This window comes from Pectobacterium sp. F1-1 (genome assembly GCF_025643735.1).
Classification (GTDB): domain Bacteria; phylum Pseudomonadota; class Gammaproteobacteria; order Enterobacterales; family Enterobacteriaceae; genus Pectobacterium; species Pectobacterium colocasium.
Genome location: NZ_CP104733.1, coordinates 3446155 through 3462072, shown reverse-complemented (window position 1 = coordinate 3462072; position 15918 = coordinate 3446155). Strand labels below are relative to the sequence as shown.

The window sequence follows — 15918 nt, the reverse complement described above, 5'->3', positions numbered from 1 at the left end:
AGACTGCAATGTTGGAGATGAAGTAATGCATAACGCTGCACCCATAACCCGTCGAAAATCAAAACGGATTTACGTCGGCAAGGTGCCTGTAGGTGATGGTGCGCCGATTGCGGTGCAATCCATGACCAACACCCGAACCACCGACGTTGAAGCTACCGTCAATCAAATCAGATCGCTGGAGCGCGTGGGGGGGGATATTGTCCGCGTTTCCGTGCCAACGATGGACGCGGCGGAAGCCTTTAAGCTTATTAAACAGCAGGTGAATGTTCCGCTCGTCGCCGACATCCATTTTGACTACCGCATCGCGCTGAAAGTCGCGGAGTACGGCGTTGACTGTCTGCGTATCAATCCTGGCAATATTGGTAACGAGGAGCGCATCCGCTCTGTTGTCGATTGTGCGCGTTACAACAATATCCCGATCCGTATTGGCGTGAATGGCGGTTCGCTGGAAAAAGATTTGCAGGAAAAATACGGCGAGCCAACGCCGGAAGCGCTGCTGGAATCGGCGATGCGCCATGTCGATATTCTCGATCGCCTGAACTTCGATCAGTTTAAGGTCAGCGTCAAAGCCTCGGATGTTTTCCTTGCCGTGCAGTCTTATCGCCTGCTGGCGGCCCGTATCGATCAGCCGCTGCACCTCGGCATCACCGAAGCGGGTGGCGCGCGTAGTGGTGCGGTGAAGTCGGCTATCGGCCTCGGACTGCTGCTGTCTGAAGGCATTGGCGACACGCTGCGTATCTCGCTGGCGGCCGATCCGGTTGAGGAAGTGAAAGTCGGCTTCGATATTCTGAAATCGCTGCGCATTCGTTCACGCGGAATTAACTTCATTGCTTGCCCGACCTGCTCTCGTCAGGAGTTTGACGTGATCGGGACGGTGAACGCGCTGGAACAACGACTGGAAGACATCATCACGCCGATGGATGTGTCGATTATCGGCTGTGTGGTGAATGGCCCTGGTGAAGCGCTGGTGTCGACCATTGGTGTTACTGGTGGACACAACAAGAGCGGCTTCTATGAAGACGGCGTGCGGCAGAGAGAGCGCTTCGATAACGAACAGATGATCGATCAGTTAGAAGCCAAGATCCGCGCGAAAGCCTCCATGATGGACGAAAATCAGCGTATTACCGTCAATCTGGTGGATAAATAACCCTGACGGCGTGGCGGTATGCCGTCACCCGCCTAATTCACGATTCCTGAACCCGATGGGGATGCCCCGCATTGAAGATGCGACGACAATCCCTCTATAATCGGGTTTATTTTTTGAAAAACGCATAGAGAACTGACGTGGCAAAAAATATTCAAGCCATTCGCGGCATGAACGATTACCTGCCAGCCGAAACGGCATTGTGGCAGCGTATTGAAAACAGCCTGAAACAGGTGCTCAGCAGCTACGGCTACAATGAAATTCGTTTGCCGATTGTCGAGCAAACGCCGCTGTTTAAGCGCGCTATCGGCGAAGTGACGGATGTCGTCGAAAAAGAGATGTATACCTTTGACGATCGCAATGGCGACAGTCTGACACTGCGCCCGGAAGGGACAGCTGGCTGCGTCCGGGCCGGTATTGAGCACGGTATTCTCTACAATCAGGAACAGCGCCTGTGGTATGTCGGCCCGATGTTCCGCTACGAGCGTCCGCAGAAAGGGCGCTATCGCCAGTTCCATCAGTTGGGCTGTGAAGTGTTTGGTCTGCAAGGGCCGGATATCGATGCCGAACTGATCCTGATGACGGCTCGTTGGTGGCGTGTGCTGGGGATTGCCGATCACGTGAAGCTGGAACTGAACTCGATCGGTTCATTAGATGCGCGCGCGCGCTATCGCGAAGCGCTGGTTGCGTTCCTCGAACAGCATAAAGATCAGTTGGATGAAGACTGCCTGCGCCGGATGTACACCAATCCGTTGCGCGTTCTGGATACGAAAAATCCGCAAATTCAGGTGCTGCTGAACGACGCACCCGTGCTGACGGACTATCTGGATGACGAATCGCGTGAACACTTTGAGGCGTTGGGTGAACTTTTAACGCAGTCCGGTATCCCATATACCGTTAATCCGCGTCTGGTTCGTGGTCTGGATTACTATAACCGCACTGTATTTGAATGGGTCACCACCAGCCTGGGCGCGCAGGGCACGGTCTGTGCCGGTGGGCGTTATGATGGTATGGTGGAACAATTGGGCGGCCATGCGACGCCAGCGGTCGGTTTTGCGATGGGGCTGGAGCGTCTGGTACTGCTGGTGCAGTCGGTGAACCCGGATTTCAACGCGCAGTCAGGCGTAGATGCTTATCTGATTTCTTCCGGTGCGGGAACGCAGGTTGCCGCAATGCAACTGGCGGAGAAATTACGTGACGCGCTACCGCAGTTGAAGCTGATGACCAACTACGGTGGTGGCAACTTTAAGAAACAGTTCGCCCGCGCTGATAAATGGGGCGCTCGCGTCGCATTGGTATTAGGTGAAAATGAAGTGGCGGCCGGTCAGGTTGTGGTTAAAAACCTGAGCAATGGCGAGCAGGATACATTGGCACATGCCGACGTCGCATCGCGGCTGGCAACGTTACTGGATTGAGGAGAGAGACACCGTGGAAGTCTATACCACAGAGAATGAACAGGTTGATGCACTACGTCGTTTCCTCGCGGAGAACGGAAAGGCGTTAGTTGTCGGTGTTGTGCTGGGTGTTGGCGCACTGGTTGGCTGGCGTTTCTGGCAAAACCACCAGAATGATAGCGTGATGGCAGCGTCTGCATCCTACCAGCAGGTGACAGAGCAACTGGCCGAAGGCAAAACCGACGCGATTGCGGCAACCGAGAAGTTTACGGCTGAGAATAAAAACGCCTATGGCGCGCTGGCTTCTCTGGAGTTGGCTCGTCATTACGTCGATCTGAAAGATTTTGCGAAAGCAGAACAGCAATTGGTACAGGCGCAGTCGCAGACTAAAGACGCCGACCTGCTGGCGGTAGTGAACCTGCGTCTGGCGCGGGTTCAGCTACAGGAAAATAAAGCGGATGACGCGCTGAAAACACTGGATGCCATCAAGCTGGAAGGCTGGGCATCGCAGGCTGCGGAAGTGCGTGGCGATATCCTGGTGAGCAAAGGGGATAATCAGGCCGCGCGTGATGCCTACAACAAAGGGTTGTCTTCCAATCCATCGCAGGCACAGCAAGCGTTACTGCGTATGAAACTGAATAACCTGTCCAGCTAAGAGGAATTCCATGCAATTGCGTAAAACACTTTTGGTAGGACTGGTTTCTGTTGCCCTGCTGAGCGGATGCTCGTTGTTTAACAGCGAAGAAGATGTCGTCACTATGTCTCCACTGCCGCAGGTGGAAAACCAGTTCACGCCAACCAAGGTGTGGAACAGCTCGGTAGGGAGTGGTATTGGTGAATTTTATTCCAATCTTCACCCCGCATGGCAGGATAACCGCGTTTTTGCCGCCGATCGTCGTGGCACGGTGAAAGCGATGGATCTGAATGACGGCAAAGAAATTTGGCGTGCCGACCTGTCGGAGAAGACTAACTTCTTCTCCCGCAATAACCCAGCGCTGCTGTCTGGCGGCGTAACGGTTTCTGGCAACCATGTCTATGTCGGTAGTGAAAAGGCGCAGGTCTATGCGCTGAATGCAGAAGATGGTACGCCAGTATGGCAGACGAAAGTGGCAGGTGAAGCGCTGTCTCGCCCTGTCGTCAGCGACGGTGTAGTGTTGATTCACACTGGCAACGGTATGTTGCAGGCATTGAATGAAGCGGATGGCGCCATCAAATGGAGCGTCAACCTGGATATGCCAACGCTGTCTCTGCGCGGCGAATCAGCCCCGACAACGGCATTTGGTGCGGCGATTGTAGGCGGTGACAACGGCCGTGTGAACGCCGTGATGATTAATCAGGGCCAGCTCATTTGGCAACAGCGTATTTCGCAGCCGAGTGGCGCGACCGAAATCGATCGTCTGAACGATGTCGATACGACGCCGGTTGTCGCGGGCGAAGTGGTTTACGCACTGGGCTACAATGGCAATATGACCGCGCTGGATCTGCGTTCCGGCCAGATTCTGTGGAAACGTGAACTGGGCTCAGTGCATGATTTCATCATCGACGGTGACCGTATCTATCTGGTCGATCAGGACGATCGCGTTGTTGCATTGAATACTAACGGTGGCGTAAGCCTGTGGCGTCAAAGCGATCTGCTGCACCGCAACTTAACGGCTCCGGCGCTGTATAACGGTTATTTGGTGGTGGGGGATGCCGAAGGGTATCTGCACTGGCTGAATACGGCGGATGGCCGCTTCGTGGCGCAACAAAAAGTGGATAGCTCTGGCTTCCTGAGCAAGCCTGTGATTGCCAGTGACAAACTGCTGATTCAGGCGAAAAACGGTGACGTCTACGCGTTCACCCGCTAGGTAACCCCGTATTGATGTGGAGCACCGTGCTTTTGAATGTGCTCGTACTTTTGAATGTGTTACCACTTTTCCATGTGTAACCACAACGGCTCCTGACACTATCAGGGGCCGTTTCGTCTTTTTATCGTCAGCGAGTATTTCGCTGTAACGTATTGAAATATAAGTAATGAGGTTGTAACAATGATACCTGTCGTCGCGCTGGTCGGGCGTCCTAATGTGGGGAAATCCACGCTATTTAACCGCTTAACGCGCACTCGTGATGCATTGGTGGCGGATTTCCCAGGGCTGACTCGTGACCGCAAGTATGGTCGTGCAGAAGTGGAAGGGCATGAATTTATTATCGTTGATACCGGTGGGATCGACGGTACTGAAGATGGTGTGGAAACCCGTATGGCGGGTCAATCGCTGGTGGCGATTGAAGAAGCGGATATCGTGTTGTTCATGGTGGATGCTCGCGCGGGATTGATGCCTGCGGATGAAGGCATTGCCAAACATTTGCGCAGCCGTGAAAAAACGACGGTGCTGGTCGCGAACAAAACTGATGGCCTTGACCCGGATATGGTCACGGCAGATTTCTACTCGCTCGGTATGGGCGAAGTGTACCCTATCGCCGCGTCTCACGGCCGTGGTGTGACCTCATTGCTGGAAACGGTTCTGCTGCCATTTGTACAGGATGAAATCGAAGAACCGGTCGAATTGACTGAAGAGGAAGAGAACGCGGCTTACTGGGCAGAGTTAGAAGCGGAAGGACAGGCCAGCGAAGAAGAAGCCGAAGATGATTTCAATCCTGAAGATTTGCCGATCAAATTGGCGATTGTCGGGCGCCCGAATGTGGGTAAATCTACGCTGACTAACCGTATTCTGGGTGAAGAACGCGTGGTGGTATACGACATGCCGGGTACGACGCGCGACAGTATCTACATTCCGATGGTGCGCGACGAACGCGAATACATTCTGATTGATACCGCTGGTGTGCGTAAGCGCGGTAAAGTAACGGATACGGTAGAGAAATTCTCCGTTATCAAGACGTTGCAGGCGATTGAAGATGCCAACGTGGTACTGCTGGTCATCGACGCGCGTGAAGGTATTTCCGATCAGGATCTCTCACTGCTGGGCTTTATCCTCAATAGTGGGCGCTCACTGGTGATCGTGGTGAACAAGTGGGATGGCCTGTCACAGGAAGTGCGTGAGCAGGTGAAAGAGACGCTGGATCTACGTCTCGGCTTTATCGATTTTGCCCGTATTCATTTCATTTCCGCGCTACACGGCAGCGGTGTGGGCAACCTGTTTGAGTCCGTCACCGAAGCCTATGCGTGCGCTACCCGTCGCGTGAGCACGGCGATGTTGACCCGTATCATGCAGATGGCATCAGACGATCACCAGCCGCCGCTGGTGCGCGGTCGTCGCGTGAAGCTGAAATATGCGCATGCCGGTGGCTACAATCCACCGATCGTGGTGATCCACGGTAATCAGGTGAAAGATCTGCCGGATTCTTACAAGCGCTACCTGATGAACTACTATCGTCGTTCGCTGGACGTCATGGGCACGCCGATTCGTATTCAGTTTAAAGAAGGGGAAAACCCTTTTGCAGACAAGCGCAACACGCTGACGCCAAACCAGCTACGCAAGCGTAAGCGTTTGATGTCACACATTAAAAAAGGTAAGTAATTTATTAACGGGGCGAATAGTGATATTCGCCCCGTTTTGTCATAGACGAAGCCTGGTTAACAAAACCAATAATCATCAAGGAAAGTCATGTCCTGGGAAACCTGGAGTTTTGCCTTCAACGTCACGATGCCCAATGTGCTGATGTTGTTGATAGGTATTGCGTTACGCAAATTCAATCTGCTGAATGATGCGTTTTGTGATACGGCAATGCGGGTGGTATTTAATCTTTCTCTTCCCTGTCTGCTGTTTTTTAGTGTTGCAGGCAATCACCAGTCTTTCGCGAGCCAGTGGCCGCTGGTGGTGTATGGCACGGTAGGGACATTGGCGACATTTCTGCTGCTGGAAATCGCGGCAGTGAAGTTGGTCAAGAATCCAAAAGAACGCGGTATTTTTGTACAAGGCGGGTTCCGCTCGAATACGGGTGTAATGGGGCTGGCGTTTGCGATGAGTGCTTATGGCGATGAAGGTATTGCTGTTGGCTCACTGTATTTGATGGTGACGGTCATTATGTTTAACGCCCTGTCTGTCATTACGCTGACGCGCAGCTTGCAGCGGCAATCGCCTGAACAGAAGATTCCGGTAAGCCAACTGCTGCGGGGCATTGTGACCAATCCGCTGATTATTGGTCTGCTGCTTGGTGCGGCCTATGGGCAAAGCCAACTGCCGATGCCTGGCGTCATTAAGCAGACCGGTGGCTTTATTTCCTCAATGGCGTTACCGCTGGCGCTGCTGTGTGCCGGAGCCAGTCTGGAGTGGCGCAGTATGTTTCGTTCGTCCAATGTGGCCGTGCTGTCTTCTGTGGCGAAGATATTCGTTGTGCCGGGGCTGCTCACGCTGGGCGGATGGCTTGTCGGCTTTCGCGGTGTTGAGCTGGGGATTATTTTTCTGTTTTCCTCAACGCCAACCGCAGCAGGTAGCTATGCCATGACTCGCGCGATGGGCGGAAACGCCACGCTGGCAGCGAATATTATCGGATTGACGACGGTTGGTGCGTTTTTCATGATTGCTATTGGGCTGTACGTGCTGCGTTCCCTCGGTGTGATTTAACGTCTAACACCGCTTGTTATATAGCACAATGGAGGAGAAAAGATGGATGCACATTGTCCTGATTGTCACCACATGATGCTGTGGCAGCCTGATGGTTCATTCCGATGTGAAGAGTGCCAACAGCGTTATCTGCGTGAGGCTGTGTGCCCTGAATGTAAGCACTTGCTTCAGGAACTGAAAGCCTGTGGTGCGGTAGATTACTTCTGCCAGCAGCACGGGATGATTTCCAAACGGCGCGTTGTGTTCAGCTATTTACCTGCTGATTAAGCCTGTTGGTTACTCCTGTACGCCGTTGCGCCACAGCTCGGTCAGCTCTGGTGGTGCATGGTCTTCGGGGATCAGCAAAATGACATCGGCATACTGGTTCTGTTGCGGGTGACGGTAGCTGATATGGATGCGGTAATAGAACTGGTCGCCACGTCCTGGACCATCCGGTTCTCCGGGGTTGCGAGCCTGAGGAAAGGCATTACGGATCGCATTACAAATGCGTTCCCGTTCGGATGACGGCACGCTGGCGAGTGCGAAGCGTCGCGGCCCCGCCAGCTTGGGGATCCAGGCGAATCCCTTCACGCGCCAGCTCAATGATGGCGTCCTCGTTGAGCTCCGGCAACGTCTTCATAAGAACTCCTGACGAACCTCCACGCCCACGGTTTCCCACGACTGCATGACGATGTCGGCAACGGTGTGGTTAAAACGCTTAGCGGCATGCTGAATGGTATGGCGCGCGAAAATCTCGAAGTCTGCATTTTGCGGCAGCGTTTTATCGCAGAGTGTGTCGTACCAGATGCGACCGGCTTTTTCCCAGGAATGCCCGCCCAGCGCGATGGCCGTTAGATAGAATGCCCGATTGGGGATGCCTGAATTTAAGTGTACGCCGCCGTTGTCTTCGCGCGTATTCACATACTCATTCATGTGAGCGGGCTGGGGATCGATACCCAGTAGATCATCATCATACGCCGTGCCCGGTTGAGACATCGATCGCAGCCCCATGCCATGAATACCGTCTGCCAGTAAATCGGCGCCGATAAACCAGTCCGCCTGCTCAGCGGTTTGTCCTAAATGGTACTGTTTGACCATGGAGCCAAAGACATCGGATAGTGATTCGTTCAGCGCGCCGGACTGACGAAAATAAATCAGTCCTGCCTCATGTTCGGTAATGCCGTGAGCGAGTTCATGCGCGACCACATCAAGCGCAATCGTGAAACGATTAAAGATTTTGCCGTCGCCATCCCCGAATACCATCTGCTGCCCGTTCCAGAAGGCGTTCTGGTAATCCTGACCGTAATGCACCGTGCCAGTCAGCGGCAGTCCCTCGGCGTCCAGCGAGTTGCGTTGGAAAATCTTCCAGAAGAAATCATAGGTCACGCCCAGGTAACTGTAGGCTTCATCGACGGCGATATCACCGTTGCCGGGCTGGCCTTCTGCACGGACTAGCTTGCCGGGTAACTGTTGCTGTTGTTCGGCATCGTGGATGCTGCGATTGGCCTGTCTGGCGGGTAATTTCTCATGGGGTTCCGGGCGTGGATTATGGCTGACCATTAATGACTGAACGTGCATCAGCGTCTGTTGCGCGCAGTGGCGCTGTTCGTCTGTGCCGTTTGCAATAATGCGATGCAAAATATAAGGGGGAATCACGCTACAAATCGGTCTGGACTTCATACCTCATCTCCTTGAAAGGCAACCATTGGGGTAACACAGACGATCAATAAAGCTCACTAGTTTTATCCTATCCGTGTCACCGCGCAGAGGCCGGAACCCGTGTGGTGAAAACGGTTAATATGAATTAGTGAACTGGAAATGAGTATAGTTCAGATGGCAGGGTCAATAATGGGGGATCGCCGTTGTTTTAGGATAAATCCCCATTCATGCATTTTATGCCGATCGCGTTATTTTGGCGTCCGGGATGAGGGTTTTCGCTGCTTTTTCACGGAATCTGGATTCGGCATTAGCGTTGTGACCTGACTTTCTATCCAGCCGTCCTGCAAACGGGTTTTCAGCGTTTCACCGGGGGTAATCTGCGTGACGTTTTTCAGCACTTTACCGTCCGGGGCTGTGGTGACGTTGTAGCCGCGCGCCAGCGTTGCCAGCGGGCTTACACCTTCCAGTCGCGAACAGGCGATGCCCAGTTTTTGTTTGTTCTGATTTAACTGGCGCTCCACCGCGCTTTGCATCTGATAGCTCAACTGCTGCAAACGCTGCTGTGCACGATGAATACGGGCATGCGGCTGTTGTTGCATCAAACGCTGTTGTAAGCGTTCACTCCGGCGTGACGTCTGCCGTAGCTGCTGCTGCATAGCATCATCCAGCCGTTGACGCAGTTTGACCAACTGTGCCTGCTGACGTGCCAGCCGCAGCTGCGGGTGCTGCTGCTGTAAACGGTGGTGCAGACGGGTGAAGTCTCGGTTGCGCTGGGCAAGGTAATAATCCATTGCCATTTCCAGACGCTGGCGCTGGGACTGTATCTGGCGCAATAGCTCCAGTTGGTTACGACTCACTAACTCGGCAGCGGCCGACGGTGTGGGCGCGCGCAGGTCGCCGACGAAATCGGCGATGGTGACATCGGTTTCATGGCCGACGGCGCTGACGATAGGAATGTGGCTGGCGAAGATGGCACGTGCGACCCGTTCATCATTAAAGCTCCACAGATCTTCCAGAGAACCGCCGCCGCGCCCGACGATTAACACGTCACACTCATCTCTCTGGTTAGCCAGTTCAATAGCGCGAACAATCTGTAGCGGCGCGTCCGCGCCTTGCACCGAGGTGGGATACACGATCACCGGCAGCGACGGGTCGCGGCGCTGCAATACCTGCAAGATATCGTGCAGGGCGGCACCGCTGGCTGATGTAATCACGCCGACCTGTCTGGCGGGAGAAGGAAGCACTTGTTTAAATTGCTGGTCGAACAATCCTTCGGCAGCAAGTTTCTGCTTGAGCTGTTCAAACTGCTGCTGCAACAGACCGTCGCCGGCAGGCTGCATACTTTCTGCCAGCAGTTGATAGTCGCCACGCGGTTCATACAGCGTAATGGTGGCGCGAATCAGTACCTGTTGGCCGTTTTGCGGACGGAACGTTACCCTGCGGTTGCTGGTGCGGAACATCGCGCAGCGCACCTGCGCACGCTCGTCTTTCAGCGTGAAATACCAGTGGCCGGATGAGGGCTGAGAGAGGTTGGAGATTTCGCCGGAGAGCCAAATCTGGCCCATTTCCATTTCCAACAGTTGTCTAACCGTCTGATTCAGTCGGCTAACGGTAAAAATTGCAGAGGAGGGAAATTGAGACATTGTGAGCCAGATCAAATTTTAAAACAGTCACTTAATTGATCGATACTACCTACCTGAAACAGGTAATCAAGCATTTTAGTAAAATAATGCTGGAGGCAACCGATTACGCTCTGTATAATGCCACGGCAATATTTTATCTATTCTTACATCTACCTTGGTGAGATATTGCCCATGCTACGTATCGCTAAAGAAGCACTGACGTTTGACGACGTCCTCCTGGTTCCCGCTCATTCTACCGTTCTGCCTAACACTGCCGATCTGTCCACGCAGTTGACGAAAAACATTCGCCTGAATATTCCTATGCTATCCGCAGCGATGGATACCGTTACCGAATCCGGTCTGGCCATTGCGCTGGCGCAGGAAGGCGGTCTGGGCTTTATTCACAAAAATATGTCAATTGAGCGTCAGGCTGAAGAAGTGAGCCGCGTGAAAAAACACGAAAGCGGCGTTGTGGTTGATCCACAAACAGTGACGCCAGAAACTACGCTGCGTGAAATGAAAGAGCTGACCGAGCGCAACGGCTTCGCGGGCTACCCGGTTGTCGCGAAAGACAACGAGCTGGTCGGTATCATCACCGGTCGTGACGTGCGTTTTGTGACCGATTTGGAAAAACCGGTTAGCGCGTTCATGACGCCGAAAGAGCGTCTGGTCACCGTTAAAGAAGGTGAAGCGCGTGACGTCGTGCTGCAAAAAATGCACGAAAAACGCGTCGAGAAAGCGCTGGTCGTTGACGACAAATTCCACCTGATCGGCATGATTACGGTAAAAGATTTCCAGAAAGCAGAACGTAAGCCTAACGCCTGTAAAGACGAGCACGGTCGCCTGCGCGTTGGCGCAGCGGTGGGGGCGGGTGCGGGTAACGAAGAGCGTGTTGATGCGCTGGTTGCCGCAGGCGTTGACGTTCTGCTGATCGACTCCTCACACGGCCATTCCGAAGGCGTATTGCAGCGTATTCGTGAAACGCGTGCGAAATACCCGAACCTCGAAATTATCGGCGGTAACGTCGCGACGGGTGCAGGTGCGAAAGCGCTGGTTGAAGCGGGCGTTAGCGCCGTGAAAGTGGGTATCGGCCCTGGCTCTATCTGTACGACGCGTATCGTAACGGGCGTCGGCGTACCACAAATTACGGCGATCTCGGATGCAGTTGAAGCGCTGGAAGGCACGGGCATTCCGGTCATCGCCGACGGCGGTATCCGTTTCTCTGGCGACATCGCTAAAGCCATCGCGGCTGGCGCTGCCTGTGTCATGGTCGGTTCGATGCTGGCGGGTACGGAAGAATCTCCGGGTGAAATCGAACTGTATCAAGGTCGTTCATTCAAATCTTATCGCGGCATGGGCTCACTGGGCGCGATGTCTAAAGGCTCCTCAGACCGTTACTTCCAGACCGATAACGCAGCCGACAAACTGGTGCCGGAAGGTATCGAAGGCCGCGTAGCTTATAAAGGCCGCCTGAAAGAGATCGTTCACCAGCAGATGGGCGGTTTGCGCTCCTGTATGGGGCTGACCGGTTGCGCGACTATCGACGCACTCCGCACGCAGGCTGAGTTTGTACGCATCAGCGGCGCGGGCATTCAGGAAAGCCACGTTCACGACGTTACCATTACTAAAGAGTCACCGAACTACCGTATGGGTTCATAAGGTGATTTAACGCGATAAACCCTGTACTATTTTGCGCCGCTCTGCCTTTGTGTAAGGCCGAGCGGCCAGATGGGTTTACTTTTTTTCTTTCGCTTTTGTCTTTTGCTTTTTGGAACATGCTCCTCATGACTCAAAATATTCATCAACACCGCATTCTTATTCTGGATTTCGGCTCGCAGTACACGCAACTGGTGGCACGTCGCGTGCGTGAACTGGGCGTTTACTGTGAACTGTGGGCATGGGATGTCACGGAAGCGCAGATTCGCGGGTTTAATCCGAACGGGATCATCCTGTCCGGCGGCCCGGAAAGCACTACGGAGTTTGGCAGCCCGCGTGCGCCAGAATACGTTTTCAATGCTGGCGTACCGGTATTAGGCGTGTGTTACGGCATGCAGACGATGGCGATGCAGTTGGGTGGCCACGTTGAAGGTTCCAACGAGCGTGAGTTTGGTTATGCGCAGGTAGAAGTGAAGACCGATAGCGCGCTGGTGCGTGATATTCAGGATGCGTTGAGCGCCGCAGGTGCACCGCTGCTGGATGTCTGGATGAGCCACGGCGACAAAGTGACGGCAATCCCTGAAGGGTTTACCACCGTTGCCAGCACCGATACCTGTCCGTTTGCCATCATGGCGAATGAAGAGAAGCGTTTTTACGGCGTACAGTTCCACCCGGAAGTGACGCACACCCGTCAGGGGCAGCGCATGTTAGAGCGTTTCGTCCGTGACATCTGCCAGTGTGAAGCACTGTGGACGCCCGCCAAGATTATCGACGATGCGGTGACCCGTATTCGTGAGCAGGTCGGCAACGACAAAGTGATTCTGGGTCTGTCTGGCGGCGTGGATTCTTCTGTGACCGCGATGCTGCTGCACCGTGCGATTGGTGACCGCCTGACCTGCGTGTTTGTCGATAACGGCCTGCTGCGCCTTAACGAAGCCGATCAGGTGCTGGAAATGTTCGGCGATCATTTCGGTCTGAACATTGTGCATGTGGCGGCGGAAGATCGCTTCTTAGGCGAACTGGCTGGCGAAAATGATCCAGAAGCCAAGCGTAAAATCATCGGTCGCGTGTTCGTTGAAGTGTTCGATGAAGAAGCCAGCAAGCAAGTAGACGTGAAATGGCTGGCGCAAGGCACCATTTATCCTGACGTGATCGAATCCGCAGCCTCTGCGACGGGCAAAGCACACGTCATCAAGTCCCACCACAACGTGGGTGGCTTGCCGAAAGAGATGAAGCTGGGTCTGGTTGAGCCGCTGAAAGAGCTGTTCAAAGACGAAGTGCGTAAGATCGGTCTGGAACTGGGTCTGCCGTACAACATGCTGTACCGTCACCCGTTCCCTGGTCCAGGTCTGGGCGTGCGCGTACTGGGTGAAGTGAAGAAAGAATACTGTGACCTGCTGCGTCGTGCGGATGCGATCTTCATCGAAGAACTGCACAAAGCCGACCTGTACAACAAGGTTAGCCAGGCATTCACCGTCTTCCTGCCGGTTCGTTCCGTGGGCGTGATGGGCGATGGCCGTAAATACGATTGGGTTGTCTCGCTGCGTGCGGTAGAAACCATCGACTTTATGACCGCGCACTGGGCACACCTGCCATACGACTTCTTAGGCCGTGTCTCCAACCGCATCATCAACGAAGTCGACGGCATCTCCCGCGTGGTTTACGACGTATCGGGCAAGCCACCTGCGACGATTGAGTGGGAGTAAGCCTGCGTCTGAAATAGCGTTGTGCTAAACCACAAAAAATCTAAACCCGCGTAACTGCGGGTTTTTTTACGTCTGACTACATAATTGAGCTACGGATATTTTTAATTATTGTGAGCATTTGGAATAAGCCGAACGCCTGCGGCTCTGGTGATTTCGGTGAGCGTCGTCAGCGTCGGGTTGCCATTTTCAGACAATGTTCTGTATAGCTGTTGGCGAGACAGTCCCGATTTTTTGGCTATTTCGCCCACTCCACCACGCGCTTCAACAACACGGCGTAATGCTGTCAGGAATGCAGCGATGCCACCTTCCTCATAAATATCCTCTAGTGCTGTCTGGAGGTATATTTCTGCGTATTGAGGGTTTTCTCGTAGTTCTGCAACCATTGCATCATCGTGGCTAATGGCTTTTTCGAATGTAGTGGATTGGGTGATGATTGCCATTATGTTACCTCTTTTGATAATCCCGCCAGTATTGCATTGCTTTATCTAAATCTTTGCTTTGGCTTGATTTATCTCCGCCGGTGAAGAGCAAAATTATCTTATCGCCTTCTATCGCGTAATACACTCGATAGCCTGGACCATAATCAACTCTGAGCTCCCAGACACCGTCTCTTTCAAATTTATGGTCGCCGAAATTTCCCTTTTCTGCGCGGTCTATTCGGATATCTACTTTTGAAGCAGCGCGAGGATCTTTCTTGCGTAGTTTCTGTATCCATTCAGTGTAAGGGACTTTACCGTCACTGCATTTGTAACGTTTTACTGCATACAAGATAGCGTCCTCGCAAGTCCTTAGTCCTTTAATGTTTGTAACTTAAAAACGACAATCTTGCAAGGATGCCTTCGAGCGTATTGGTACATCAGGCTTTGGAACTGAGTTTTTTATTTACGGATGGGGGAGGTTTCGTGCGTGATAGGTAATGAATTGCTTTGTTGCACAAACGCGCCTTGTCGGGCGTGTGATGAAATGACAGAAAAATACGGCGGTTAGTACGCACGAAACTTTTGTATCTACTCGCATAAATAGATAGTCAGAATCATAACACTCGTCTAACGCCTTAAAATTGTGACTCATCGTCCGTGGTCTTACGCATTACAACACGCGATCCTACCCACTCGGAAATCAAAAAGGGCTTTTGATAGGTGGAGGGAATGGAATGAATCACACTGACTGGCACCCGGCGGATATCATCGCGGGATTACGGAAGAAAGGGACGACGCTGGCGGCGGTCTCCAGAGCAGCGGGGTTGGCGTCATCCACGCTGGCGAATGCGCTCACCAGACATTGGCCGAAAGGCGAACGGCTGATTGCCGAAGCGATGGGGAAAAGGCCGGAAGAGATTTGGCCGTCGCGTTATTCAGGCGTGAAATGAGGGCAGGGAGTAGGAGAGATAAGCGAGAAAGCGCCATCGAATGACGGCGCTTTGTTTAAATGACTCAGCCACATGACCGAGTCATGCAGAGACCACCGCTATGGCGTTGCTTCTGGGTTCCCCATTCTTTCCTCAATAAAAAGAATGAGTGACTCAGCTTCTTTTTCATCAGAAAAATTACGAAGAGAAATAGCAATAATATTATCAACGAGTAAAAATAAATGATTATCGATTTTATTAAGGTGAGAAATTGCATGCCATTTATAGCGACTGTGTGAACTTTCCGTTTCTCCGTAGATGCCATCATTGTTTATCGTTATTTTTACCTTTGTTGGAAATACCCCTGAAGGATAGCTTTTTATTTTTCTGGTGAGTAATGAAAGTAAAATATAAAGTACGACTAGTGAAGCCGTAAGGTAAGAAAATAGTTTTATGACTGGATGGGCTTCACGTTCGCTGGATAAGAAAATGATCGCCAGTAATATAAAGAGCGACAAAAGTAACAAAACAAATGAAAGCATTGACAGGGAATTAATTATCCTGTGCTTATAACTCTGTCTCTTTTCATTCCAGCTAGATATCGACTTAATACTCTTTTCATAGTCGTTTTGTGTTAACGTCTGATGAATAATGAATTCTTTATTGTCTGTTTCCATTTTCTTTACGATCTCTGTTATCCATACAATATTATATTCACATCGTGCATGAGATGTAGAGGATTTTTCTGTCTAATTTCCTCTCTGTTCGTGAGAACTAACTGTAGCCACGTCGGCGAATGCGCTGAAAGGTTAAATAGCCCAGATCTCTGGGCTATCAGTAGGGAGAAT

15 protein-coding genes and 1 pseudogene are annotated in these 15918 nt (G+C 52.5%); 10 read left to right on the top strand and 6 right to left on the bottom strand.

The features are described 5' to 3' along the window. Positions 1–25: 25 nt before the first annotated feature. The 7 genes from ispG (at position 26) to NAL19_RS15420 (ending at position 7367) form a co-directional block, all read left to right on the top strand. Positions 26–1147 carry a flavodoxin-dependent (E)-4-hydroxy-3-methylbut-2-enyl-diphosphate synthase gene (gene ispG, locus NAL19_RS15450; RefSeq protein WP_263057809.1) on the top strand — a complete coding sequence of 374 codons (1122 nt, stop codon included), beginning with the start codon at positions 26–28 and terminating at the stop codon, positions 1145–1147. A gap of 137 nt (positions 1148–1284) precedes the next feature. Then, positions 1285–2559, top strand: coding sequence for a histidine--tRNA ligase (hisS, locus tag NAL19_RS15445; RefSeq protein ID WP_263057808.1), 1275 nt, complete (start codon positions 1285–1287; stop codon positions 2557–2559). 13 nt (positions 2560–2572) lie between these two features. After that, positions 2573–3193, top strand: a complete 621-nt coding sequence (locus tag NAL19_RS15440) for a YfgM family protein (RefSeq protein WP_263059732.1) — start codon at positions 2573–2575, stop codon at positions 3191–3193. A gap of 10 nt (positions 3194–3203) precedes the next feature. Then, on the top strand, positions 3204–4385 hold the full coding sequence (gene bamB, locus NAL19_RS15435) for an outer membrane protein assembly factor BamB (protein ID WP_263057807.1): 1182 nt from the start codon (positions 3204–3206) through the stop codon (positions 4383–4385). A gap of 180 nt (positions 4386–4565) precedes the next feature. Next, positions 4566–6053 (top strand): ribosome biogenesis GTPase Der, encoded by a 1488-nt coding sequence (der, locus tag NAL19_RS15430; protein WP_225085403.1) that lies wholly within the window; start codon positions 4566–4568, stop codon positions 6051–6053. Positions 6054–6140: 87 nt separating this feature from the next. After that, a complete protein-coding gene (locus tag NAL19_RS15425; RefSeq protein WP_263057806.1) occupies positions 6141–7100 on the top strand; it encodes an AEC family transporter in 960 nt (319 codons plus the stop codon). Between the two features lie 42 nt (positions 7101–7142). Continuing rightward, positions 7143–7367: a zinc ribbon domain-containing protein gene (locus tag NAL19_RS15420; protein ID WP_225085401.1), complete on the top strand. Its 225-nt coding sequence runs from the start codon at positions 7143–7145 to the stop codon at positions 7365–7367. 9 nt (positions 7368–7376) lie between these two features. On the opposite strand, the pseudogene NAL19_RS15415 reads toward NAL19_RS15420, so the two are convergent. The 3 genes and pseudogenes from NAL19_RS15415 to xseA form a co-directional block, all read right to left on the bottom strand. After that, positions 7377–7719: pseudogene (locus NAL19_RS15415) on the bottom strand (protealysin inhibitor emfourin). Next, complete coding sequence (locus NAL19_RS15410) at positions 7716–8759, bottom strand: M4 family metallopeptidase (protein WP_263057805.1); 1044 nt, start codon at positions 8757–8759, stop codon at positions 7716–7718. The pseudogene NAL19_RS15415 and the gene NAL19_RS15410 overlap by 4 nt, the downstream one beginning before the upstream one ends. Before the next feature lie 227 nt (positions 8760–8986). Beyond that, on the bottom strand, positions 8987–10381 hold the full coding sequence (xseA, locus tag NAL19_RS15405; RefSeq protein WP_263057804.1) for an exodeoxyribonuclease VII large subunit: 1395 nt from the start codon (positions 10379–10381) through the stop codon (positions 8987–8989). A 171-nt stretch (positions 10382–10552) separates the two neighbouring features. On the opposite strand from xseA, the gene guaB reads away from it, so the two are divergent. Both guaB and guaA read left to right on the top strand, forming a co-directional pair. Further along, on the top strand, positions 10553–12019 hold the full coding sequence (gene guaB / locus NAL19_RS15400; protein ID WP_015841181.1) for an IMP dehydrogenase: 1467 nt from the start codon (positions 10553–10555) through the stop codon (positions 12017–12019). 125 nt (positions 12020–12144) lie between these two features. Next, entirely contained in the window at positions 12145–13722 is a 1578-nt protein-coding gene (guaA, locus tag NAL19_RS15395; RefSeq protein WP_263057803.1) for a glutamine-hydrolyzing GMP synthase, read from the top strand. A gap of 101 nt (positions 13723–13823) precedes the next feature. Here the strand turns inward: guaA and NAL19_RS15390 are convergent, their stop codons facing one another. Then, on the bottom strand, positions 13824–14162 hold the full coding sequence (locus tag NAL19_RS15390; protein ID WP_263057802.1) for an addiction module antidote protein: 339 nt from the start codon (positions 14160–14162) through the stop codon (positions 13824–13826). Positions 14163–14166: 4 nt separating this feature from the next. Then, positions 14167–14493 (bottom strand): type II toxin-antitoxin system RelE/ParE family toxin, encoded by a 327-nt coding sequence (locus NAL19_RS15385; RefSeq protein WP_263059731.1) that lies wholly within the window; start codon positions 14491–14493, stop codon positions 14167–14169. Positions 14494–14875: 382 nt separating this feature from the next. Here NAL19_RS15385 and NAL19_RS15380 point away from each other — a divergent pair, with 382 nt between their 5' ends. After that, the gene (locus tag NAL19_RS15380; protein ID WP_010279992.1) at positions 14876–15091 is read left to right on the top strand and encodes a helix-turn-helix domain-containing protein; all 216 of its coding nucleotides are present in this window, start codon (positions 14876–14878) and stop codon (positions 15089–15091) included. Positions 15092–15189: 98 nt separating this feature from the next. Here the strand turns inward: NAL19_RS15380 and NAL19_RS15375 are convergent, their stop codons facing one another. After that, positions 15190–15747: a YcxB family protein gene (locus NAL19_RS15375; RefSeq protein WP_263057801.1), complete on the bottom strand. Its 558-nt coding sequence runs from the start codon at positions 15745–15747 to the stop codon at positions 15190–15192. Positions 15748–15918: the final 171 nt, after the last annotated feature.

What these genes read in the sequence shown, in the direction of transcription:
- NAL19_RS15375 (WP_263057801.1), bottom strand. Translation starts at nt 15,747, where the DNA reads ATGGAAACAGACAATAAAGAATTCATTATTCATCAGACGTTAACACAA.
- NAL19_RS15420 (WP_225085401.1), top strand. Translation starts at nt 7,143, where the DNA reads ATGGATGCACATTGTCCTGATTGTCACCACATGATGCTGTGGCAGCCT.
- der (WP_225085403.1), top strand. Translation starts at nt 4,566, where the DNA reads ATGATACCTGTCGTCGCGCTGGTCGGGCGTCCTAATGTGGGGAAATCC.
- guaA (WP_263057803.1), top strand. Translation starts at nt 12,145, where the DNA reads ATGACTCAAAATATTCATCAACACCGCATTCTTATTCTGGATTTCGGC.
- NAL19_RS15380 (WP_010279992.1), top strand. Translation starts at nt 14,876, where the DNA reads ATGAATCACACTGACTGGCACCCGGCGGATATCATCGCGGGATTACGG.
- NAL19_RS15425 (WP_263057806.1), top strand. Translation starts at nt 6,141, where the DNA reads ATGTCCTGGGAAACCTGGAGTTTTGCCTTCAACGTCACGATGCCCAAT.
- guaB (WP_015841181.1), top strand. Translation starts at nt 10,553, where the DNA reads ATGCTACGTATCGCTAAAGAAGCACTGACGTTTGACGACGTCCTCCTG.
- ispG (WP_263057809.1), top strand. Translation starts at nt 26, where the DNA reads ATGCATAACGCTGCACCCATAACCCGTCGAAAATCAAAACGGATTTAC.
- NAL19_RS15390 (WP_263057802.1), bottom strand. Translation starts at nt 14,162, where the DNA reads ATGGCAATCATCACCCAATCCACTACATTCGAAAAAGCCATTAGCCAC.
- xseA (WP_263057804.1), bottom strand. Translation starts at nt 10,381, where the DNA reads ATGTCTCAATTTCCCTCCTCTGCAATTTTTACCGTTAGCCGACTGAAT.
- NAL19_RS15410 (WP_263057805.1), bottom strand. Translation starts at nt 8,759, where the DNA reads ATGAAGTCCAGACCGATTTGTAGCGTGATTCCCCCTTATATTTTGCAT.
- bamB (WP_263057807.1), top strand. Translation starts at nt 3,204, where the DNA reads ATGCAATTGCGTAAAACACTTTTGGTAGGACTGGTTTCTGTTGCCCTG.